Source organism: Telluria sp. ZB4P37 (assembly GCF_059685855.1).
In genome coordinates this window covers 144,318-161,600 of sequence record NZ_JCASID010000005.1, presented here as the reverse complement: position 1 = coordinate 161,600, position 17,283 = coordinate 144,318, and the positions used below count along the sequence as shown (strand labels likewise).

The 17,283-nt window shown below is 65.1% G+C and carries 16 protein-coding genes and 1 other RNA gene; 12 read left to right on the top strand and 5 right to left on the bottom strand.

The window, feature by feature from the left end; genetic code table 11:
- Window positions 1–184 precede the first annotated feature (184 nt).
- Genes ftsX through ftsY form a run of 3 tightly spaced genes read right to left on the bottom strand, consistent with a single transcriptional unit; the run spans window position 185 to window position 2,929 of the window.
- A complete protein-coding gene (gene ftsX, locus AC56K1_RS11350) occupies window positions 185–1,117 on the bottom strand; it encodes a permease-like cell division protein FtsX (protein WP_497157943.1) in 933 nt (310 codons plus the stop codon).
- Window positions 1,114–1,773 (bottom strand): cell division ATP-binding protein FtsE, encoded by a 660-nt coding sequence (locus AC56K1_RS11345; RefSeq protein ID WP_497157942.1) that lies wholly within the window; start codon window positions 1,771–1,773, stop codon window positions 1,114–1,116. The genes ftsX and AC56K1_RS11345 overlap by 4 nt, the downstream gene beginning before the upstream one ends.
- 16 nt (window positions 1,774–1,789) lie before the next feature.
- Window positions 1,790–2,929, bottom strand: a complete 1,140-nt coding sequence (gene ftsY / locus AC56K1_RS11340; protein ID WP_497157941.1) for a signal recognition particle-docking protein FtsY — start codon at window positions 2,927–2,929, stop codon at window positions 1,790–1,792.
- Window positions 2,930–3,182: 253 nt separating this feature from the next.
- Here ftsY and AC56K1_RS11335 point away from each other — a divergent pair, with 253 nt between their 5' ends.
- Window positions 3,183–3,383 (top strand): hypothetical protein, encoded by a 201-nt coding sequence (locus tag AC56K1_RS11335; protein WP_497157940.1) that lies wholly within the window; start codon window positions 3,183–3,185, stop codon window positions 3,381–3,383.
- Window positions 3,384–3,538: 155 nt separating this feature from the next.
- On the opposite strand, the gene AC56K1_RS11330 is transcribed toward AC56K1_RS11335, so the two are convergent.
- Window positions 3,539–5,242 carry a thiamine pyrophosphate-binding protein gene (locus tag AC56K1_RS11330; RefSeq protein ID WP_497157939.1) on the bottom strand — a complete coding sequence of 568 codons (1,704 nt, stop codon included), beginning with the start codon at window positions 5,240–5,242 and terminating at the stop codon, window positions 3,539–3,541.
- A 324-nt stretch (window positions 5,243–5,566) separates the two neighbouring features.
- Here AC56K1_RS11330 and rnpB point away from each other — a divergent pair.
- The 4 genes from rnpB to AC56K1_RS11310 all read left to right on the top strand — a co-directional run bounded on the left by rnpB (window position 5,567) and on the right by AC56K1_RS11310 (window position 8,134).
- Window positions 5,567–5,918, top strand: an RNA gene (gene rnpB / locus AC56K1_RS11325) — RNase P RNA component class A.
- 54 nt (window positions 5,919–5,972) lie between these two features.
- The gene (glpK, locus tag AC56K1_RS11320; protein ID WP_497157938.1) at window positions 5,973–7,481 is read left to right on the top strand and encodes a glycerol kinase GlpK; all 1,509 of its coding nucleotides are present in this window, start codon (window positions 5,973–5,975) and stop codon (window positions 7,479–7,481) included.
- Complete coding sequence (locus tag AC56K1_RS11315; protein WP_497157937.1) at window positions 7,478–7,708, top strand: hypothetical protein; 231 nt, start codon at window positions 7,478–7,480, stop codon at window positions 7,706–7,708. Before glpK ends, AC56K1_RS11315 begins: the two co-directional genes overlap by 4 nt.
- A gap of 165 nt (window positions 7,709–7,873) precedes the next feature.
- A complete protein-coding gene (locus AC56K1_RS11310) occupies window positions 7,874–8,134 on the top strand; it encodes a hypothetical protein (protein WP_497157936.1) in 261 nt (86 codons plus the stop codon).
- A 23-nt stretch (window positions 8,135–8,157) separates the two neighbouring features.
- Here the strand turns inward: AC56K1_RS11310 and AC56K1_RS11305 are convergent, their stop codons facing one another.
- On the bottom strand, window positions 8,158–9,108 hold the full coding sequence (locus AC56K1_RS11305; protein ID WP_497157935.1) for an AAA family ATPase: 951 nt from the start codon (window positions 9,106–9,108) through the stop codon (window positions 8,158–8,160).
- Window positions 9,109–9,589: 481 nt separating this feature from the next.
- Here AC56K1_RS11305 and mraZ point away from each other — a divergent pair, with 481 nt between their 5' ends.
- From mraZ to mraY, 7 genes are read left to right on the top strand one after another with little or no spacing between them, the layout of a single operon-like run.
- Window positions 9,590–10,018 carry a division/cell wall cluster transcriptional repressor MraZ gene (mraZ, locus tag AC56K1_RS11300; RefSeq protein WP_497157934.1) on the top strand — a complete coding sequence of 143 codons (429 nt, stop codon included), beginning with the start codon at window positions 9,590–9,592 and terminating at the stop codon, window positions 10,016–10,018.
- Window positions 10,005–10,997, top strand: coding sequence for a 16S rRNA (cytosine(1402)-N(4))-methyltransferase RsmH (gene rsmH, locus AC56K1_RS11295; RefSeq protein ID WP_497158060.1), 993 nt, complete (start codon window positions 10,005–10,007; stop codon window positions 10,995–10,997). The genes mraZ and rsmH overlap by 14 nt, the downstream gene beginning before the upstream one ends.
- Complete coding sequence (gene ftsL / locus AC56K1_RS11290; RefSeq protein ID WP_497157933.1) at window positions 10,994–11,266, top strand: cell division protein FtsL; 273 nt, start codon at window positions 10,994–10,996, stop codon at window positions 11,264–11,266. The genes rsmH and ftsL overlap by 4 nt, the downstream gene beginning before the upstream one ends.
- Window positions 11,263–13,050, top strand: coding sequence for a peptidoglycan D,D-transpeptidase FtsI family protein (locus AC56K1_RS11285; RefSeq protein ID WP_497157932.1), 1,788 nt, complete (start codon window positions 11,263–11,265; stop codon window positions 13,048–13,050). The genes ftsL and AC56K1_RS11285 overlap by 4 nt, the downstream gene beginning before the upstream one ends.
- Entirely contained in the window at window positions 13,050–14,570 is a 1,521-nt protein-coding gene (locus AC56K1_RS11280; RefSeq protein ID WP_497157931.1) for a UDP-N-acetylmuramoyl-L-alanyl-D-glutamate--2,6-diaminopimelate ligase, read from the top strand. Before AC56K1_RS11285 ends, AC56K1_RS11280 begins: the two co-directional genes overlap by 1 nt.
- Window positions 14,570–16,111 (top strand): UDP-N-acetylmuramoyl-tripeptide--D-alanyl-D-alanine ligase, encoded by a 1,542-nt coding sequence (locus tag AC56K1_RS11275; RefSeq protein ID WP_497157930.1) that lies wholly within the window; start codon window positions 14,570–14,572, stop codon window positions 16,109–16,111. The genes AC56K1_RS11280 and AC56K1_RS11275 overlap by 1 nt, the downstream gene beginning before the upstream one ends.
- Window positions 16,112–17,281: a phospho-N-acetylmuramoyl-pentapeptide-transferase gene (gene mraY, locus AC56K1_RS11270; RefSeq protein ID WP_497157929.1), complete on the top strand. Its 1,170-nt coding sequence runs from the start codon at window positions 16,112–16,114 to the stop codon at window positions 17,279–17,281.
- The last annotated feature ends 2 nt before the right edge of the window (window positions 17,282–17,283 follow it).

Genomic DNA, 17,283 nt, shown 5'->3' with positions numbered 1-17,283 from the left:
AAAGTGAGCCCGGAAGCGCTGGAAAATCCCTCAGCACAGGTTAAGTGGACCCCGGGACGGCTTCTGTTGAATGGCGCACGTAAGCCTGCCATGCCCTGTAGGAGCAGGGCGCGTCTGGGCGTAGGGACGACGGCAAGGCCGTTTGGAAGAGGCTTGTGGACGGGGGTCGCCGTCCACATTTATATCAGCTGACGCGCGCCAGGTGGCGGTGCACCGACAGCATCGCACCGGTCAGTCCGAGCCCGGCGCTGATCGCCAGCAGGCCGGCGATTTCCAGGCCGCCGAGCGGCGCCAGCTGGAATTCCGACGCATACAGCCTGGCGAATTCGGCAATCGCGCCGTTCAGCGGCGCCAGTCCCAGCAAGACCACGCCGAGCGCCACGGCGCCGGCGCACAGCCCGAGCAGGGCGCCGGTGTAATAGAAGGGGCGGTGGATGAAGTTGTCGGTCGCGCCCAGCAGCTTGGACACCGCGATCTCTTCCTTCTGGGTCAGGACCTGCAGGCGGATGGTATTGAAGACCACCGCGATCACCACGATGCCGAGCGTGACGGCCAGCAGCAGCAGGGCCAGGCGCAGGATGGCCAGCAGGGCGGCCAGGCGCTTGACCCAGGCCGAGTCGACCTGCACCGTCTCGACGCCCGGCAGCGCGCGCAGCTGCTCGACCATCGCATCGACCCCGCCGGCAGCGCCGCTGCCGGAGTAGCCTTCGAGCTTGAGCACATAGCTGTCCGGCAGCGGGTTCTCGCCGAGGGTGTCGAGCACGTCGCTCAGGCCGCTCTTGCCCTTCAGCGCGGCCAGCGCGTCTTCGCGCGCCACGAAATTGACTTTTGCCTGTCCGCCGCCCATGTTGGCGGCCACGATGCTGCGGATCTGCGGCGCCACCGCATTGGCCTGCTCGCGCGTGGCCTCGAGCTTCATGAAGAGGCTCATTTCCGGATCGACCGAGAGCTGCTGGGACAGCGGGCGCACGTTGTCGAGCAGCGTGATGCCGGCGAAGGGCAGGGTCAGCGCGAGCGCGACGACCAGGACATTGAACAGGAAGCTGCCCGGAGCCTTGCGTACGCTGGACAGCGCCGCGCGCAGCGCGAAGCGGTGCTGGCGGATCCACGGGCTCATGCCGCACCTCCGGCAAGCATGCCGTGTTCGAGGCGGATCACGCGTCCCGCCGTGTCGAGCACCTGCTCGTCGTGGGTCGAGATCACGCAGGTCACGCCGACGGCATGGAAGGCGCGCAGCGCGTCGAGCACGCGGTCGGCCGCGGCGCGGTCGAGGTTCGCGGTCGGCTCGTCGGCCAGGATGATCTGCGGGCGGTTGACGATGGCGCGGGCGATCGCCACGCGCTGCTGCTCGCCGCCGGACAGTTCCAGCGGCAGTGCCTTGGTGCGATCGAGCAGCCCGACCTTCTCCAGGGCCGCGCGGGCGCGTCCCTCGGCCTGCGCCCTGGGCGCGCCGGTGACGAGCAGCGGCAGCATCACGTTGGCCAGGATGTTGCGGTCGTTGAGCAGGCGCTGGTGCTGGAAGATCAGTCCCAGGTTACGGCGCAGGAAAGGGATGCCTGCCTTGCGGATGCGGCCGATGTCCTGGCCGTTCACGGTGACGACGCCGCTGGTGGGACGCTCGACCGCGGCCACCATTTTCATCAGGGTCGACTTGCCGGCGCCGGAGGGACCGGCCAGGTAGACCAGCTCGCCCTTGGCGATGTTGATGGTGACGTCGCGCAGGGCGTAAGCGTCGGTGGAGTATTGCTTGGAGACGGACTGGAATTCGATCATTGGGGTCGCTTTTTCCTTAACCCAGCAGCGCTTCGACGAATTCTTCGGCATTGAAGGGCTGCAGGTCGTCCAGCTTCTCGCCCACGCCGATGAAATACACCGGTACCGGGCGCGTGCGCGCAATCGCGGCCAGCACGCCGCCCTTGGCGGTGCCATCGAGCTTGGTGATCACCAGGCCGGTGAGCTGCAGCGCATCGTCAAAGGCTTTCACTTGCGCCAGCGCGTTCTGGCCGGTGTTGCCGTCGATGACCAAGAGCAGCTCGTGCGGGGCGCCATCCATGCCCTTGCCGATGACGCGCTTGATCTTCTTGAGTTCTTCCATCAGGTGCAGCTGGGTCGGCAGACGGCCGGCCGTATCGACCATCACCACATTCGTACCGCGCGCCTTGCCCGACTGGACCGCATCGAATGCCACGGCGGCCGGGTCGCCCGAGGCCTGCGAGATCACGGTGACGTTGTTGCGCTGGCCCCAGACCATCAGCTGCTCGCGCGCAGCGGCGCGGAAGGTGTCGCCCGCGGCCAGCAGCACCGACTGGTCGAAACGCTGCATGTGCTTGGCCAGCTTGCCGATGGTGGTGGTCTTGCCGGCGCCGTTCACGCCCGAGATCATCATCACGAGCGGGTCGTGGCGGCCGAGTTCGAGCGGCTTTTGCAGCGGGCTCAAGAGCTCGATCATCAATTCCTTGAGCGCGACCTTGACGGCGGCCGCGTCGACCAGCTTGTCTTCCTTGACGCGGCGGCGCAGGGAAGTGAGCAGGTAGTCGGTGGCGTCCATGCCGGCGTCCGACATCAAGAGGGCGGATTCGAGTTCCTCGTACAGGTCTTCATCGATGCGCGCGCCGACGAACAGCAGCGACAAATTACTCGAGGTCTTGGACAGGCCGACTTTCAGGCGGGCCATCCAGGATTGCTTCTGCTCGGCTTCGGTCGTCGGGCGCTCGGCGGTTTCCGGGAACAGCTCGCCGGCCGCGACGCTGCCCGTCTCGAACGTTCTCGCATCGAGGGCGCCGGGAACGAACATCGGCGCCGGTGCCGGTGCCGGGACGGGGGCGGGTGCAGCAGCAGGAGCAGTGACAGGAGCAGAGGCGGGCACGGCTTCGACGGCCGGCTCGGGAACCTGGGTCTCCGGCTTCTTTCTTTTGAAGAAACTAAACATAGTGGGGTAGCGATTCCTGCGCGCGCATGCCGGAGGATTCCGGCGATGAAAAAAGATGCGAATATTTTACCAGAGCAGCAAGATCCTTCCCCCAAGCGCAGGAATGCCCTGTAAAGATGCATCGGGTAAATTTCCTGTTGCGTTATTGATGAAACCGGTAGGCTACTCAACAGTGCGGTTCTGGAAATCGATGGCGAGTTGCGTTAAATTGAGCGCAGGGAGAAAACCAACCATAACGAACAACGGGGTTACCGTGAAAATCACGAACTTTCTAAAGCGGCTTATCTATGGCGACAACGCCACCGATGGCAGCGCCGCAACCTTGCGCAACATTATTGTGTGGGCGTTCATTGCCCTCGTTGCCCTGTTCCTGACCAAGCCATCGGGCGAGCCGGTGAGCTTCTTCGACAAACCGATTCCGCTGCCGGCGGAGCTGGGCCTGGAACAGCGGTAAGCACGTAGAAGCAGCCCGTAACGCCGTTCAGTGAAGTTGTAATACGACGTTTTTACGTTAACTGAAGAATTGATGTGGTCTAACTAACTGTACGGTATTACCCGCAGGCAGCCCGTGGCAAGGGCGGCCTGCGCGAGTCAACCGGCGATGGGCGCTCAGCGCCCGGCCTGGGCCGCTTCCGCCGCCCGGCGCAAAGTCTCCAGCGTCGCATTCGGCGTAATCAGATTGCCGTCGTAGCGAAGCTCGATCAAAGCCGGCAGCTGCTGCTCGTTCGCGTGCGCAAGCGCCCGCTGCAGGGCGGGCGCAAACTCTTCGGTTGCTTCGACCACCTCGCCATGGCCGCCATAGGCGCGCGCCAATGCCGCAAAATCCGGGTTGTGCAGCTCGGTTCCCGACACGCGGCCCGGATAGGTCTTTTCCTGGTGCATGCGGATGGTGCCGAACATGCTGTTGTTAAACACCAGGATCACCACGCCAACCTTGTATTGCACCGCTGTGGCCAATTCCTGGCCCGTCATCATGAATTCGCCGTCGCCGGCAAAGGTCACGACTGCGCGTTCCGGGTGGACGATCTTGGCCGCGACACCGGACGGCACGCCATAGCCCATCGCGCCGTTGGTCGGCGCGAGCTGGGTGCGCATGCCGCCGTAGCGGTAGAAGCGGTGCGCCCACGAGGCGTAGTTGCCGGCGCCATTGGTGATGATGGCGTCGCGCGGCAGCACGTCCATCAGGTCCTGCACCACCTGCCACAAATCGAGCGGCGCGCCCCCGTCGCGCAATAACGGCGGCTGCGCCTGGAAGGCCGCCAGTTCCGCTTTTGCTTCAAGCACGCAGCCGGCCCATGCCGAAGCATCCACCGGCTCCATCGCTGCCAGCATGGCGCAGGCCTGCGCCGCGCCGCTGGCGATCATCAGGTCGGCCTGATAGACGCTGCCCAGTTCCTGTGGGTCCGCATGGATGTGGACCAGGCGCTGGCGCGGCACCGGGGAAGCCAGCAGCGAGTATCCGCCGGTCGTCATCTCGCCCAGGCGCGGGCCGATGGCGATTACCAGGTCGGCTTGCGCCACGCGCGCTGCCAGCTTCGGGTTGATGCCGATGCCGACGTCGCCGATGTAGTTCGGATGCAGGTTGTCCATCAGGTCCTGGAAGCGGAAGGTGCAGCCCACCGGCAGCTGGTTGGCTTCGGCGAAGCGCGCCAGGTCGGCGCAGGCCTTTTCGTTCCAGGTGCCGCCCCCCAGCAGCACGACCGGGCGTTTGGCGTCCAGCAGCATGGCGCGCAGCGTGTCGATTTGCGCCTGCGAGGGCGAGGCCTGCACCGGCTGGTAGCGGCGGGTGTCGGCCACTTGCGCGATGGTGACCAGCATGTCTTCGGGCAGGGCCAGCACCACCGGGCCGGGACGCCCGCTGGTGGCGACCTGGAAGGCGCGCGCCAGGTATTCGGGAATGCGGTCGGCGCGGTCGATCTGGGCGACCCACTTGGCCATTTCGCCGAACATGCGGCGGTAGTCGATTTCCTGGAAGGCTTCGCGGTCGATGAAGTCGTTGCCGACCTGGCCGATGAACAGGATCATCGGGGTCGAATCCTGGTAGGCCGTGTGCACGCCGATCGAGGCATTGGTGGCGCCCGGGCCGCGGGTGACGAAGCAGATGCCCGGCTTGCCGGTCAGTTTGCCGTAGGCCTCGGCCATGAAGGCCGCGCCGCCTTCCTGCCGGTTGATCACGAAGCGAATATCCGAGTCATGCAGCGCGTCCAGCACGTCGAGATAGCTCTCGCCGGGAACGCCGAAGGCGGTATCCACGCCGTGGATCGCGAGTGCATCGACCAGGATCTGGCCGCCGGTGCGGGAAGGGTGCGTCATGGTTCGGTCATCCTTGCAGGTTGGGTAACGGATGATTTTATGCGAGCGGGCCGATGGGGGCTTTTGAAATGGCGACACGAAGTTTCAGAAAAGGTGGCGAGAGTTGATCAGGTGGGGGCGACGAGCTTGGGCCCCCGCCTGCGCGGGAACGACGGTTTTCAGGTGCCGGGCCACAAGCACATCTGCACTCTGTTCACTCAGCACGTCGTCCCCGCGAAGGCGTGAATGATGCCAATGGCATCATTCACCCCAATTTTGCTAGCAAACCACAACATCGCCCTGAGCGGGGCCTTCAGCACCCCCAATCGGTTACAATGCGCCCGTGAAGCAGGCCAGGCAGCCGCTGGCCGGTACCTTCGGGTACTGGCGGGAGGAAGGTCCGGACTCCATAGAGCAGGGTGACGGTTAACGGCCGTCCGCTGAAAGCCTTCCGGTGCAAGCCGGGGGTATAAGGCGAGGAATAGGGCCACAGAGACGAGCGTATTAAGTTACGGTGAAACGCGGTAACCTCCACTCGGAGCAATTCCAAATAGGCACGCGTTGATGTTGCTCGCGGAGCGTGCGGGTAGGAAGCTTGAGCGCTGGAGTAATCCAGCGCCTAGAGGAATGGCTGTCCAGGCGGGGACTCGCAAGGGAAACCGCTACACAGAATCCGGCCTATCGGCCTGCTTTACATTATATTCAGCGGTCCGGCGGCAACCCGCCAGGACTGCGCCCCGGTGAGTCGACGATGCGGAAATACATCCTTGCCCTCGACCAGGGCACCACCAGTTCCCGCGCGATCGTGTTCGGCCACCAGGGCCGGCCGATCGCCTGCAGCCAGCAGGAATATCCCCAGCATTTCCCGCAGCCCGGATGGGTCGAGCACGACGCGCTCGACATCTGGCATACCCAGCTCGCCTGCGCGCGCGATGTATTGCGCGAAGCGGGCATCGCCCCATCCCAGGTTGCCGCGATCGGCATCGCCAACCAGCGCGAGACGACCGTCCTGTGGGACCGCGCCACCGGCGAGCCAATCGCGCGCGCCATCGTCTGGCAGGACCGGCGCACCGCCGATACCTGCGACCGCCTGCGGCTTGAAGGCAGGGCCGCCGACATCCAGGCGCGCACCGGCCTCGAACTCGATGCCTATTTTTCCGCCACCAAGCTGCAATGGCTGCTCGAGCACGTGCCCGGCGCGCGCGCGCGGGCCGAGCGCGGTGAACTGGCTTTCGGCACGGTCGACAGCTGGCTGATCTACCGCCTGTGCGGGCGCCACGTTACCGATGCCGGCAACGCCTCGCGCACGATGCTGTTCAACATCCACACGCTGCGCTGGGACGATGCGCTGCTGGAGATGTTCGGCATTCCCGCCGCCGTGCTGCCCGAGGTAGTGGGCAACTCCGAAGTCGTGGGCCTGGCCGCCGAAGCCTGGTTCGGCCATGCGATCCCGATTGCCGGCATCGCCGGCGACCAGCAGGCCGCGACCTTCGGCCAGGCCTGCCACCGCAAGGGCCTGGTCAAGAACACCTATGGCACCGGCTGCTTCATGCTGATGCATGCGGGAGACACGCCGCCGGTCTCGCACAATCGCCTGCTGTCCACCGTCGGCTGGACCGTCAATGAGGCCACCACCTACCTGCTCGAAGGCAGCGTCTTCATGGGCGGCGCCACCGTGCAGTGGCTGCGCGATGGCCTGGGCATCATTAAACAATCCGCCGACGTCGAACCGCTCGCGATGAGCGTGCCCGACAGCGGCGGCGTGATGCTGGTGCCGGCCTTTACCGGCCTGGGCGCGCCGCACTGGGACCCTTACGCACGCGGCGCCATCGTCGGCATGACGCGCGGGACCACGGCCGCCCACATCGCGCGCGCCGCGGTCGAAGCAATCGCCTACCAGAGCGCCGAACTGCTGGGGGCGATGCAGAAGGACGCGGCCTGCGCGGTGCTCGAGATGCGCGCCGACGGCGGCGCTGCGCGCAATGATATGCTGATGCAGTTCCAGGCCGACCTGCTCGGTATGCCGGTGGTGCGCCCGCGGGTCCTCGAGACCACGGCGCTGGGCGCGGCCTACCTGGCGGGCCTGGCGGTCGGTTATTGGGAAACCATCGAGGACATCGGCAGCCAGTGGCAGGTCGAGCGGCGTTTCGAGCCGCTGATGGATGCCGGCCGGCGCCTGGAGCTGATGGCGCGCTGGGGCAGGGCAGTGGAACATGCCAAGGCCTGGGAAACCCCTGGACATTCCGGAGGACGATCATGAAGCAGCAATACTGGTTCCCGCGCAAGCCGCCCGAGCGCGGCTGGGGCTGGGGACTGCCGCAGACCTGGCAGGGGTGGCTGGTCTTCGGCGGCTATTTTGTGCTGCTGGTGGCGGCATCGGTGTCGCTGCTGCCGGAGCGCGCCTTCAGCTATATCGCGCTGGTGTTTGCCCTGAGCGCCTCGCTGGTGTTTATCTGCGCGAAAAAGGGCGAGCCGCCTGGTAAGTGACCGGCATGGGGTATTGGACGAAATTACCCCGCCCGCACAACGGGACTTGGCAACCAGTCGGCAATCGCTGCAAGCGTGTTCCGCCCACCGGTTCCGATAACGTATGATTCCGGCTCAGGGATGGCAGCCCTCCACCTGCCGTAACATGCGCAAGGAGTCCGGAACATGTTGAAATTGGGAGACGCGGACCCGCGCCTGGTCCAGAAACTCGGTGGGCTCGCGGCCCGCGCGGTCGAAGACGCGCTGGCGTCCGGCTTGAGCTGGGACCAGGCCATCCTGGCCTTCGGTGTCGCCAGCAAGGCGATCGCCGCGAATGCCGCCGGCCAGGGAGGCGGCACGCCGGAGGAGTGCGCGGCGCACGCCGAGCGGCGCCTGAAGGAAGGCATGGACCGCAGCGCTGATGTGCTGAAGGCCTACCTGCGCTGAAGCCGGCTGTCGCGAAACACGCTTCAGAACCCGATCCGCGACTTGCCCGGTACCGGCCGCATGCGGATATCGCCCGCCGCCACATGCCCGCGCTCGGCCGCCACCGCGTAACCCAGCGCATCGAGCAGGATCTTGCGCAAGTCGCGGGGCGAGACCGGCGCCAGCCGGTCGAGCACCTTCTCCGCCAGATCCTCGTCGAACCCGGTCAGGTTCAGTTCGCGCACCAGGCCGCGGTACATGCGCTGCGCGATCCCGGCTGCCTGTTCCGGGGTCGGCGCAGGCACCTCGTACACCGCCATGCGATTGAGGAGCGGGGCCGGGATGCCTTCCGTTGAATTTGCCGTCAGCACCCAGAAGATCCGGCTCGCATCGAGTTCCACGTCGATGAACTCGTCGCGGAACGCGCGCGAAGTCTCGGGCTCTAATAGTTGGTAAAGCGCGGCCAGCGGATCGGACTGGCTCGAGCCGCTCGCCTTTTCCACTTCGTCGAGCACCACCACGGGGTTCGCATACTGCCCGCGCACCAGGCGCTCGGCCACCTTGCCGCATTTCGCGCCGCGCCAGCTGGCAGAGCTGCCGGTGATGACGAAGCCGGCCGACAGCGCATTCATGCTGATCAGCTCGCACTCGGTCTGCATCATCCGGGCCAGCCGGCGGGCGAAGTGGGTCTTGCCCACGCCCGGGCCGCCCAGCAGCAGGATGGGCATCACATTGAAGCCTTTGTTACCGGCCTGGGCCAGGCGCAGATAGCGCGCCAGGTCGCCCAGCACTTCGTCGAAATTCGGACATTCTTCGAACAATGGATCCAGTGCACTTGCCGAAGAAGGGGTGGTGACGAAGCGGTCGGCACCGATCTCGAGCATGCGCTCGTAGAAGGCCTCGAGTTCGGGAGAGCGGCCGCGGCTGCGGTCGAGCGCTTCCTGGACTTCGATCAGGTCGTAGACCGCATAGGTGCGGGCAAGGGTGATACTCACAGCTGTCTCCCTGGTAGCAGACAAAGAATGGTTTCGACAGAGCTGCCATCCCTGCTGCCATGCGCTGTCATGCGGGATGGGTAGGTGACTTGGAGTGATGCTAACGCTTCCTGACGAGCGCCGCAATTTTCACAACAATCAATGCTGCAGAGAAATCTTTCGCTCCCGCTCGCCGCTGTCGCATCAGGACGTGATCTTTATCATAGGAATTATTGTCTGTACAAGTGAGGTGCAACCTTCAGTCTGTTTCCTAAGTGACTGATTTAGGAGACATTTTACGTTGACATAGGGTCAAGAGATGCACCTAAGTCCTTGGTTTTATTAGAAAATTTAAGATTTGCCGGGCGTGAATTCGCTTGACCACCAACATTGATTCCAATAAAGTGGGAAACAGTGTGAAAAAGTGTCGTTTTGTGGGGGATTTTTGAAACCCCAAGCGGCTAAAAAATTCTGAATCGATAAACTCCAAGCTAGGTAATCTGTGTTCCAGGGCGCGTCAGCGATCAATCTCGATGCAAAAGGAAGGATGTCGATTCCGGCAAAGCATCGTGACGCCCTCGCGTTCCAGTGCGAAGGCCGCATGACGCTGACCAAGCACCCGCACGGCTGCCTCCTGTTCTTCCCGCGCCCGGTCTGGGAGCAGCACCGCGACCAGATCGCCGCCTGGCCGATGTCGGCTCGTGCGTGGCAGCGCATTTTCCTTGGTAATGCCTGCGATGTCGAGGTCGACAGCGCCGGCCGCGTATTGATTTCGCCCGAGCTGCGCGCCGCCGTCGGGCTGGAGAAGGAAGTCATGATGCTTGGCATGGGCACCCATTTCGAGATCTGGGACGCCGCCAAGCTCGCCGACAGCGAAGCCGAGGCTGTGGCCGGCGGCATGCCCGATGTACTTTCCAATTTCTCCTTCTGAGGCCTTGATGACGGACAATTTGCCGGCACAGGGCACGGTATCTGAATACCAGCATCGTACGGTACTGCTCGACGAAGCCGTTGACGCGCTCAACCTGACGGGTGAGCGCGTCAACGGCATCTATATAGACGGCACCTTCGGTCGCGGCGGGCACAGCCGCCTGCTGCTGTCGCGCCTGGGGCCGCAGGGCCGCCTGTTCGCCTTCGACAAGGACCTCCAGGCCATCGCCACCGCCGAGCAGATCGACGACCCCCGTTTCACGATCGTGCATGACAGCTTTGCCACGATGCAGGACGCGCTGGCCGCGCGCGGCATCAGCCAGGTGGACGGCATCCTGCTGGACCTTGGCATCTCGTCGCCCCAGGTGGACGACGCCACGCGCGGATTCAGCTTCCGCCAGGACGGCCCCCTCGACATGCGCATGGACACCACGCGCGGGATGTCGGCGGCCGACTGGCTGGCCATCGCGCCGGAACAACAATTGGAAAAGGTTATACGAGATTATGGAGAAGAGCGGTTTGCTTTCCAGATTGCAAAGGCGGTTGCAGCTCGCCGGGCAATCGAACCAATTTCGACCACACGACAGCTTGCCGCAATCGTGGCAAACGCGGTCAAGACTCGGGAAAAAGGCAAGGATCCGGCAACCCGGACCTTTCAGGCTATCCGGATTTTCATCAATAAAGAGCTTGAAGACCTCGAACAAGGCCTGAGCGCGGCCTACGCCATGCTGGCGCCGGGCGCACGCATGTCGGTGATCAGCTTCCATTCGCTGGAAGACCGCATGGTCAAGCAGTTTCTGGCGTCCAAGGCGAAAGTCGAGCAGCCGGACCGCCGTTTGCCGATCCGCGCCGTCGACCTGCCGCAGCCGCTGATGAAGCTGATCGACAAGACCAAGCCATCCGACGCAGAGGTGAGCGCCAATCCGCGCGCCCGCTCGGCGGTGCTGCGCGTGGCCGAACGCCTCGGGAGCGCGCCATGAGCGCCAAGCTCAACGCCATGCTGACGGCCGCGCTGGTCCTGTGCGCGCTGTCGGTCGTTAACGCCCGCTACCAGGCGCGCCATCTCCTGATCGAACTCGAACGCCTGCAGCAGCAGTCGCGCCAGCTCGACATCGACTGGGCCCAGCTCCAGCTCGACCAGTCCACGCTCGGCAAGAACGAGCGCATCGAGCAGATCGCACGCACCAACCTGAATATGACCCCGCTCACCCCGGCCCGCACGCAGTACCTGACGGAAGGGGCGCGATGAGCCGGCCGAACGCGCGAGTCGAACGACGCGCCACCTCCCGGGTCGCCGCCTCCAAAGGCGTGGCCTTCTCGAAAAGCCCCGTGCTGGCCGTGAACGTGCCGAGCTGGCGCTCGCGCCTGGTGCTGTTCGTGCTGTTCGCGGCTTTCGCCGCGCTCGGCGCACGCGCGCTCTGGCTGCAGGGCATGTCGACCCAGTTCCTGCAAAAGCAGGGCAAGAGCCGCTACGAGCGCACGCTCGAATTGCCGGCCACGCGCGGCAAGATCATGGACCGCAATGGCGCCGTGCTGGCGTCCTCGCTGCCGGTCAAGGCGGTGTGGGCGATTCCAGAAGACGTGCTGAAATCACCTGGCGCGAAGATCACCGCACTGGCGCGCCTGCTCGAGATGCCGGAAGCGGAGCTGCGCAAGAAGCTCGACTCCGACCGCACCTTCGTCTACCTGAAGCGCCAGGTCGAGATGCCGGTCATCGCCGAGATCGAAAAGCTCAAGATCGACGGCATCGACACCCGCAAGGAATACAAGCGCTTCTACCCGCAAGGCGAAGTGATGACCCACATGGTGGGCTTCACCAATGTCGAGGACATCGGCCAGGAAGGCATGGAGCTGTTCCACCAGAAGGCCCTGGTCGGCGTGCCGGGCAGCCGCCGCGTGATCAAGGACCGCCTGGGGCACATCGCCGAAGACCTGGGCATGTTCCGCGAACCGCACCAGGGCAAGGACCTGACCCTGTCGGTGGACAGCAAGCTGCAGTACATCGCCTTCACCAGCGTCAAGAACGCGGTCGAGAAGTTCAACGCCCAGGCCGGCGGCGCCGTGGTGCTGGACGTGCATACCGGCGAAGTGCTGGCCATGGCCAACTACCCGACCTACAACCCGAATGACCGCTCCAAGCTGACCGGCGCGCAGCTGCGCAACCGCGTCATCACCGATACCTTCGAGCCGGGTTCCACGCTCAAGCCGGTCACCGTGGCGCTGGGTCTGGAGAAGAAACGCATCACCCCGGACACCGTGTTCGACGTCTCGGGCGGGCGCATCGTCGTCGGCGGGCGCACCATCCGCGACATGCACCCGAAGGATGCGCTCACGGTCGGCGGCATCATCCAGAAATCCTCGAACGTCGGCACCGTCAAGATCGCCCAGATGCTTCAGCCGCAGGACATGTGGGAGCTATACACCAAGCTCGGATTCGGCCAGGCGCCGCGCTACGGTTTCCCGGGCGCCGTCGCCGGCCGCGTGCGTCCATGGAAATCCTGGAAGCCGATCGAATACGCCAACATGTCCTTCGGCCACGGCCTGTCGGTGTCGCTGCTGCAGCTGGCGCGCTCCTACATGGTGTTCGCCCGCGACGGCGACATCATCCCGCTCTCCTTCCTGAAGGTGAGTGAGGAGCCGGTCGGCCAGCAGGTGATCTCGCCCAAGACCGCCGCCCAGGTGCGCACCATGCTCGAATCCGTGGTCGGCCCGGACGGCACAGCCTCGAAGGCCCAGGTGGCCGGCTACCGCGTGGGCGGCAAGACCGGTACCGCCGAGAAGATCGTCAACGGCCGCTATTCGAAGACCGACAACATCGGCTATTTCGTCGGCATTGCGCCGATGTCCAAGCCGCGCTTCGTCATCGCCGTCATGATCGACAACCCGCGCGGCGCCTTGCGCACCGGCGGCAGCGTCGCCGCCCCGACCGCGGCGGACCTGGCATCGAATGCGCTGCGGGCCGCGAACGTGCCGCCCGACTCCTCGGTGACCGACATCATCATTCCCGAAAACCCCCTCGAGGAGAGCATGTGATGGCAATGAGCCTGAACGACATCTCCGGATGGATCCGCGCCGCCGCACCAGGCGGCCGTCTCGTTTCCGACTCGCGCCGCGTGGCGACGGGCGACGTGTTCTTCGCCTATCCGGGCGCGGGTGCCGATGGCCGCGATTTCATCGGCGCGGCGATTGCCCTTGGTGCCGCCGCGGTCGTGTACGAAGAAAATGGCCATGCCTGGGACGAGGCGCACACGGTCGCCCACCTGGCCGTCGCCAACCTGAAGAAGAACGCCGGGCCGATCGCCCACGCGGTGCTGGAACGTCCGGATGCCGGCATGTTCACCGTGGCCGTCACCGGCACCAACGGCAAGACCTCCTGCGCCGTGTGGCTTGGGCAGGCGTTGGCCCGCCTGGGCGAGACCGCGGCCGTGATCGGCACGCTGGGCGTGGGCATCGCCAAGGGCAAGGTCGAGCCGCAGTTTGACGCCACCGGCTACACCACGCCGGACGCGGTGCTGCTGGCACAGACCCTCAGCGAGCTGCGCACGCAGGGCGCCACCGCGCTGGCGATCGAAGCCTCGTCCATCGGCCTGGTGCAGGACCGCGCGGCCGGCATGCATGTCGACGCCGCCATCTTCACCAACCTGACCCGCGACCACCTCGACTTCCATGGCGACATGGAGAGCTATGAGGCAGCGAAGTTCAAGCTGTTCGAATGGGAAGGCTTGCGCTCCGCCATCGTCAACCTCGACGACCCGGCAGGGCGGCGCCTGGTCGCCCACCTGGGCGCCAATTTCAGCGCGCTGCCGGTCACCGGCTACACCTTGAAGAACGAAGCGGATCAGCCGGCGATCGATGGCGTCGGCATCCTGCGCGCCTCGAATCTGCGCAGCCGCCATGCGGGTACCGAATTCACCGTCGATACTCCGGCAGGTTCTGCCAATGTGAAGACCGCGCTGGTCGGCCACTTCAACGTCAGCAACGCGCTGGCCGTGCTGGGCGCGCTGCTGGCCAAGGGCGTGGCGCTGAAAAACGCCGTCGAGGCGATCGAAGCGCTGGTGCCGGCGCCGGGCCGCATGCAGCAGGTCGGCGGCCAGGACGCGCCGATGGTCGTGATCGACTACGCGCACACGCCGGATGCGCTGGAAAAGACCTTGGGCGCGCTGCGCCAGGTCGCCACGGAGCGCGGCGGCCAGCTGTGGTGCGTCTTCGGCTGCGGCGGCGACCGCGATCCGGGCAAGCGCCCGCAGATGGGCGCCATCGCGCAGGCTGCCGACCAGGTCGTGGTCACCAGCGACAACCCGCGCAGCGAAGAACCAGGCAGCATCATCGCCCAGATCGTCGCCGGCATGGACAAGGACGTGCAGGCCATTGAAGACCGTGCCACCGCCATCCTGTCGGCCGTGAAAAACGCCGGCAAGCAGGACGTCATCCTGCTGGCAGGGAAGGGCCATGAGCCCTACCAGGAGATCAAGGGCAAGAAGATGCCGTTCTCGGATGCCGATCATGCAACGCTCGCACTGAGCGCGCGGCTTACCATGATGAGGACCCACTGATGCGCGCCACCCTCGCACAACTGGCAGCCGCCATCCCGGGCGCCCGGCTCGTCGGCAGCGACGTCGCCTTTCAGGGCGTCTCGACCGACAGCCGTACTGCCCCAGCCGGCGCGCTGTTCGTCGCGCTAAAAGGCGAGAGTTTTGACGCCCACAGCTTCCTCGGCCAGGTCGCCGGCCGCGGCGTGGCCGCCGTCGTGGTGCACGCCTTGCCGGAAGGCTGGACCCTGCCGGCCATCGTGGTGCCGGACACCCTGGTGGCGCTGGGCCGCATCGCCAATCTCTGGCGCGGGAAGTATGCGATTCCCGTGATCGGCGTCACCGGCTCGAACGGCAAGACCACGGTCAAGGAGATGATCGCCTCGATCCTGGCGGCGGCCTTCGGCGAGGAAGCGCGCCTGGCCACCCAGGGCAATTTGAATAACGAGATCGGCGTGCCGCTGACCCTGTTCCGCCTGGGCGCCCAGCACCGCGCGGCCGTGATCGAGATGGGCATGAACCATCCGGGCGAGATCGGCCGCCTGGCAGCCATCGCGGCGCCCACCGTCGCCATGGTCAACAACGCCCAGCGCGAGCACCAGGAATTCATGCACACCGTGGAAGCGGTCGCACGCGAGAACGGTTCGGTGCTGCAGGCGCTGCCGCAGGATGGCGTGGCCGTGTTCCCGGGCGACGATGTCTATACCGACTTGTGGCGCGGGCTGGCGAAGTGCTCCACCTTGACGTTCGGCCTGACCGAGGATTGCGACGTCAGCGCGAGCTATGCCAGCACCGGTTTCGGTAACCAGCTCACCATAACAACGTCGGGCAACGCTGCGGAACTCGCAAACCGTGCCAATGACCTCCTCACCCAAGCAACGTCATCCCGGCGCGGGCCGGGATCCAGTTCCGATGCGCAGCCGGCTGCGGATGCTGCATCAACTGCGGATGAGAACTTGGGTGCCGGTCTTCGCCGGTACAACGGTCTTCAAGCTGGTGGTAGTAACAGCAACAGCGTCGCACTGGCCGCGGCCGGAGAGCACAACGTCCGCAACGCGCTGGCCGCATTCGCCTCCACCCTGGCCGCCGGCATCCCCGTCGATGCCATCGTGCGCGGTCTCGAAGCCTTTGCGCCGGTGGGCGGGCGCCTGCAGAAAAAGCAGGCCGCCAACGGCGCCACCGTGATCGACGACACCTACAACGCCAACCCGGATTCGATGCGTGCGGCGATCGACGTGCTGGCCGCTTATCCTGCCCCACGCATCCTGGTGGTGGGCGACATGGGCGAAGTCGGGACGCAAGGAAAAGAGTTCCACGAAGAAGTCGGTGCCTATGCCTCGCTGCAGGGCATCGAGACCGTGCTCGCCACCGGCGAACTGGCACGCCATATGGGCGCGTCGGGAACACGGCATTACGAGCAGTTCGACGACTTATTGGCAGCACTGGATTCAACACTGGGCGGCAATAGCAACGCGACTGTGCTGGTGAAGGGCTCGCGTTTCATGAAGATGGAACGCGTGGTTCAGCACCTGACCGGATCAACACCTAGCAAGGACGCCCACTAAATGCTTCTCTGGCTCGCCCAATACTTCCAGGACTACATCGGTCCACTGCGTGTTTTCAACTACATCACCTTCCGTGCGGTGTTCGCCACCATCACCGCCATCGCCATCGGCCTGATCTGCGGCCCAGCCGTGATCCGCAAGCTGACCGAACTCAAGGTCGGCCAGTCGGTGCGCACCTACGGTCCGCAGACCCACCTGGCCAAGCACGGCACCCCGACCATGGGCGGCGTGCTGGTGCTGATCGCGATCGGCATCTCGACCTTGCTGTGGTGCGACCTGTCGAACCGCCTGATCTGGCCGGTGCTGGTCGTGACGATGGGCTTCGGCGCCGTCGGCTGGGTCGACGACTACCGCAAGGTGGTCTATAAAGACCCGGAAGGCATGCGCTCGCGCGAAAAATACTTCTGGATGTCGCTGGTCGGCATCGCCTCGGCGCTCTACCTGGCCTTCTCGGTCTCGGCCGCGAACCCGTGGGAAGTGCTGCAGCTGTTCTACGCCTGGGTGCAGTCGGGCTTCTCGATGACCCTGCCGCCCAAGGCCGACCTGATCGTCCCGTTCTTCAAGTCGATCAGCTATCCGCTGGGCGTGTGGGGCTTCATCGCGCTGACCTATTGCGTCATTGTCGGCTCCAGCAATGCGGTGAACTTCACCGACGGCCTCGACGGCCTGGCGATCATGCCGACCGTGATGGTCGGCGGCGCCCTGGGCCTGTTCGCCTACCTGACCGGCAGCGCGACTTTCTCGAAATACCTGCTCATTCCTTATATCCCGGGCGCCGGCGAACTGCTGATCTTCTGCGGCGCGATGGCCGGCGCGGGCCTGGCTTTCCTCTGGTATAACGCGCACCCGGCCCAGATGTTCATGGGCGACGTCGGCGCGCTGGCGCTGGGCGGCGCGCTCGGCACCATCGCCGTCATCGTGCGCCAGGAAATCGTCCTGTTCATCATGGGCGGCGTGTTCGTGGCCGAGACCCTGTCGGTGATCATCCAGGTCACCTGGTTCAAGTACACCAAGCAGCGCTATGGCGCCGGGCGCCGCGTGTTCCTGATGGCGCCGCTGCACCACCATTTCGAACAAAAGGGCTGGAAAGAGACCAAGGTCGTGGTCCGCTTCTGGATCGTGACCATGATGCTGGTCCTGGTCGGCCTGTCCACCTTGAAGCTGCGCTAAGA

Bases quoted from the DNA above. Each gene is read 5' to 3' on its own strand.
- AC56K1_RS11315 (WP_497157937.1), top strand. From the start codon at position 7,478: ATGAAGCAGCAATACTGGTTCCCGCGCAAGCCGCCCGAGCGCGGCTGG.
- ftsX (WP_497157943.1), bottom strand. From the start codon at position 1,117: ATGAGCCCGTGGATCCGCCAGCACCGCTTCGCGCTGCGCGCGGCGCTG.
- AC56K1_RS11280 (WP_497157931.1), top strand. From the start codon at position 13,050: ATGGCAATGAGCCTGAACGACATCTCCGGATGGATCCGCGCCGCCGCA.
- AC56K1_RS11330 (WP_497157939.1), bottom strand. From the start codon at position 5,242: ATGACGCACCCTTCCCGCACCGGCGGCCAGATCCTGGTCGATGCACTC.
- AC56K1_RS11285 (WP_497157932.1), top strand. From the start codon at position 11,263: ATGAGCCGGCCGAACGCGCGAGTCGAACGACGCGCCACCTCCCGGGTC.
- mraY (WP_497157929.1), top strand. From the start codon at position 16,112: ATGCTTCTCTGGCTCGCCCAATACTTCCAGGACTACATCGGTCCACTG.
- AC56K1_RS11345 (WP_497157942.1), bottom strand. From the start codon at position 1,773: ATGATCGAATTCCAGTCCGTCTCCAAGCAATACTCCACCGACGCTTAC.
- ftsY (WP_497157941.1), bottom strand. From the start codon at position 2,929: ATGTTTAGTTTCTTCAAAAGAAAGAAGCCGGAGACCCAGGTTCCCGAG.
- AC56K1_RS11310 (WP_497157936.1), top strand. From the start codon at position 7,874: ATGTTGAAATTGGGAGACGCGGACCCGCGCCTGGTCCAGAAACTCGGT.
- glpK (WP_497157938.1), top strand. From the start codon at position 5,973: ATGCGGAAATACATCCTTGCCCTCGACCAGGGCACCACCAGTTCCCGC.
- AC56K1_RS11275 (WP_497157930.1), top strand. From the start codon at position 14,570: ATGCGCGCCACCCTCGCACAACTGGCAGCCGCCATCCCGGGCGCCCGG.
- ftsL (WP_497157933.1), top strand. From the start codon at position 10,994: ATGAGCGCCAAGCTCAACGCCATGCTGACGGCCGCGCTGGTCCTGTGC.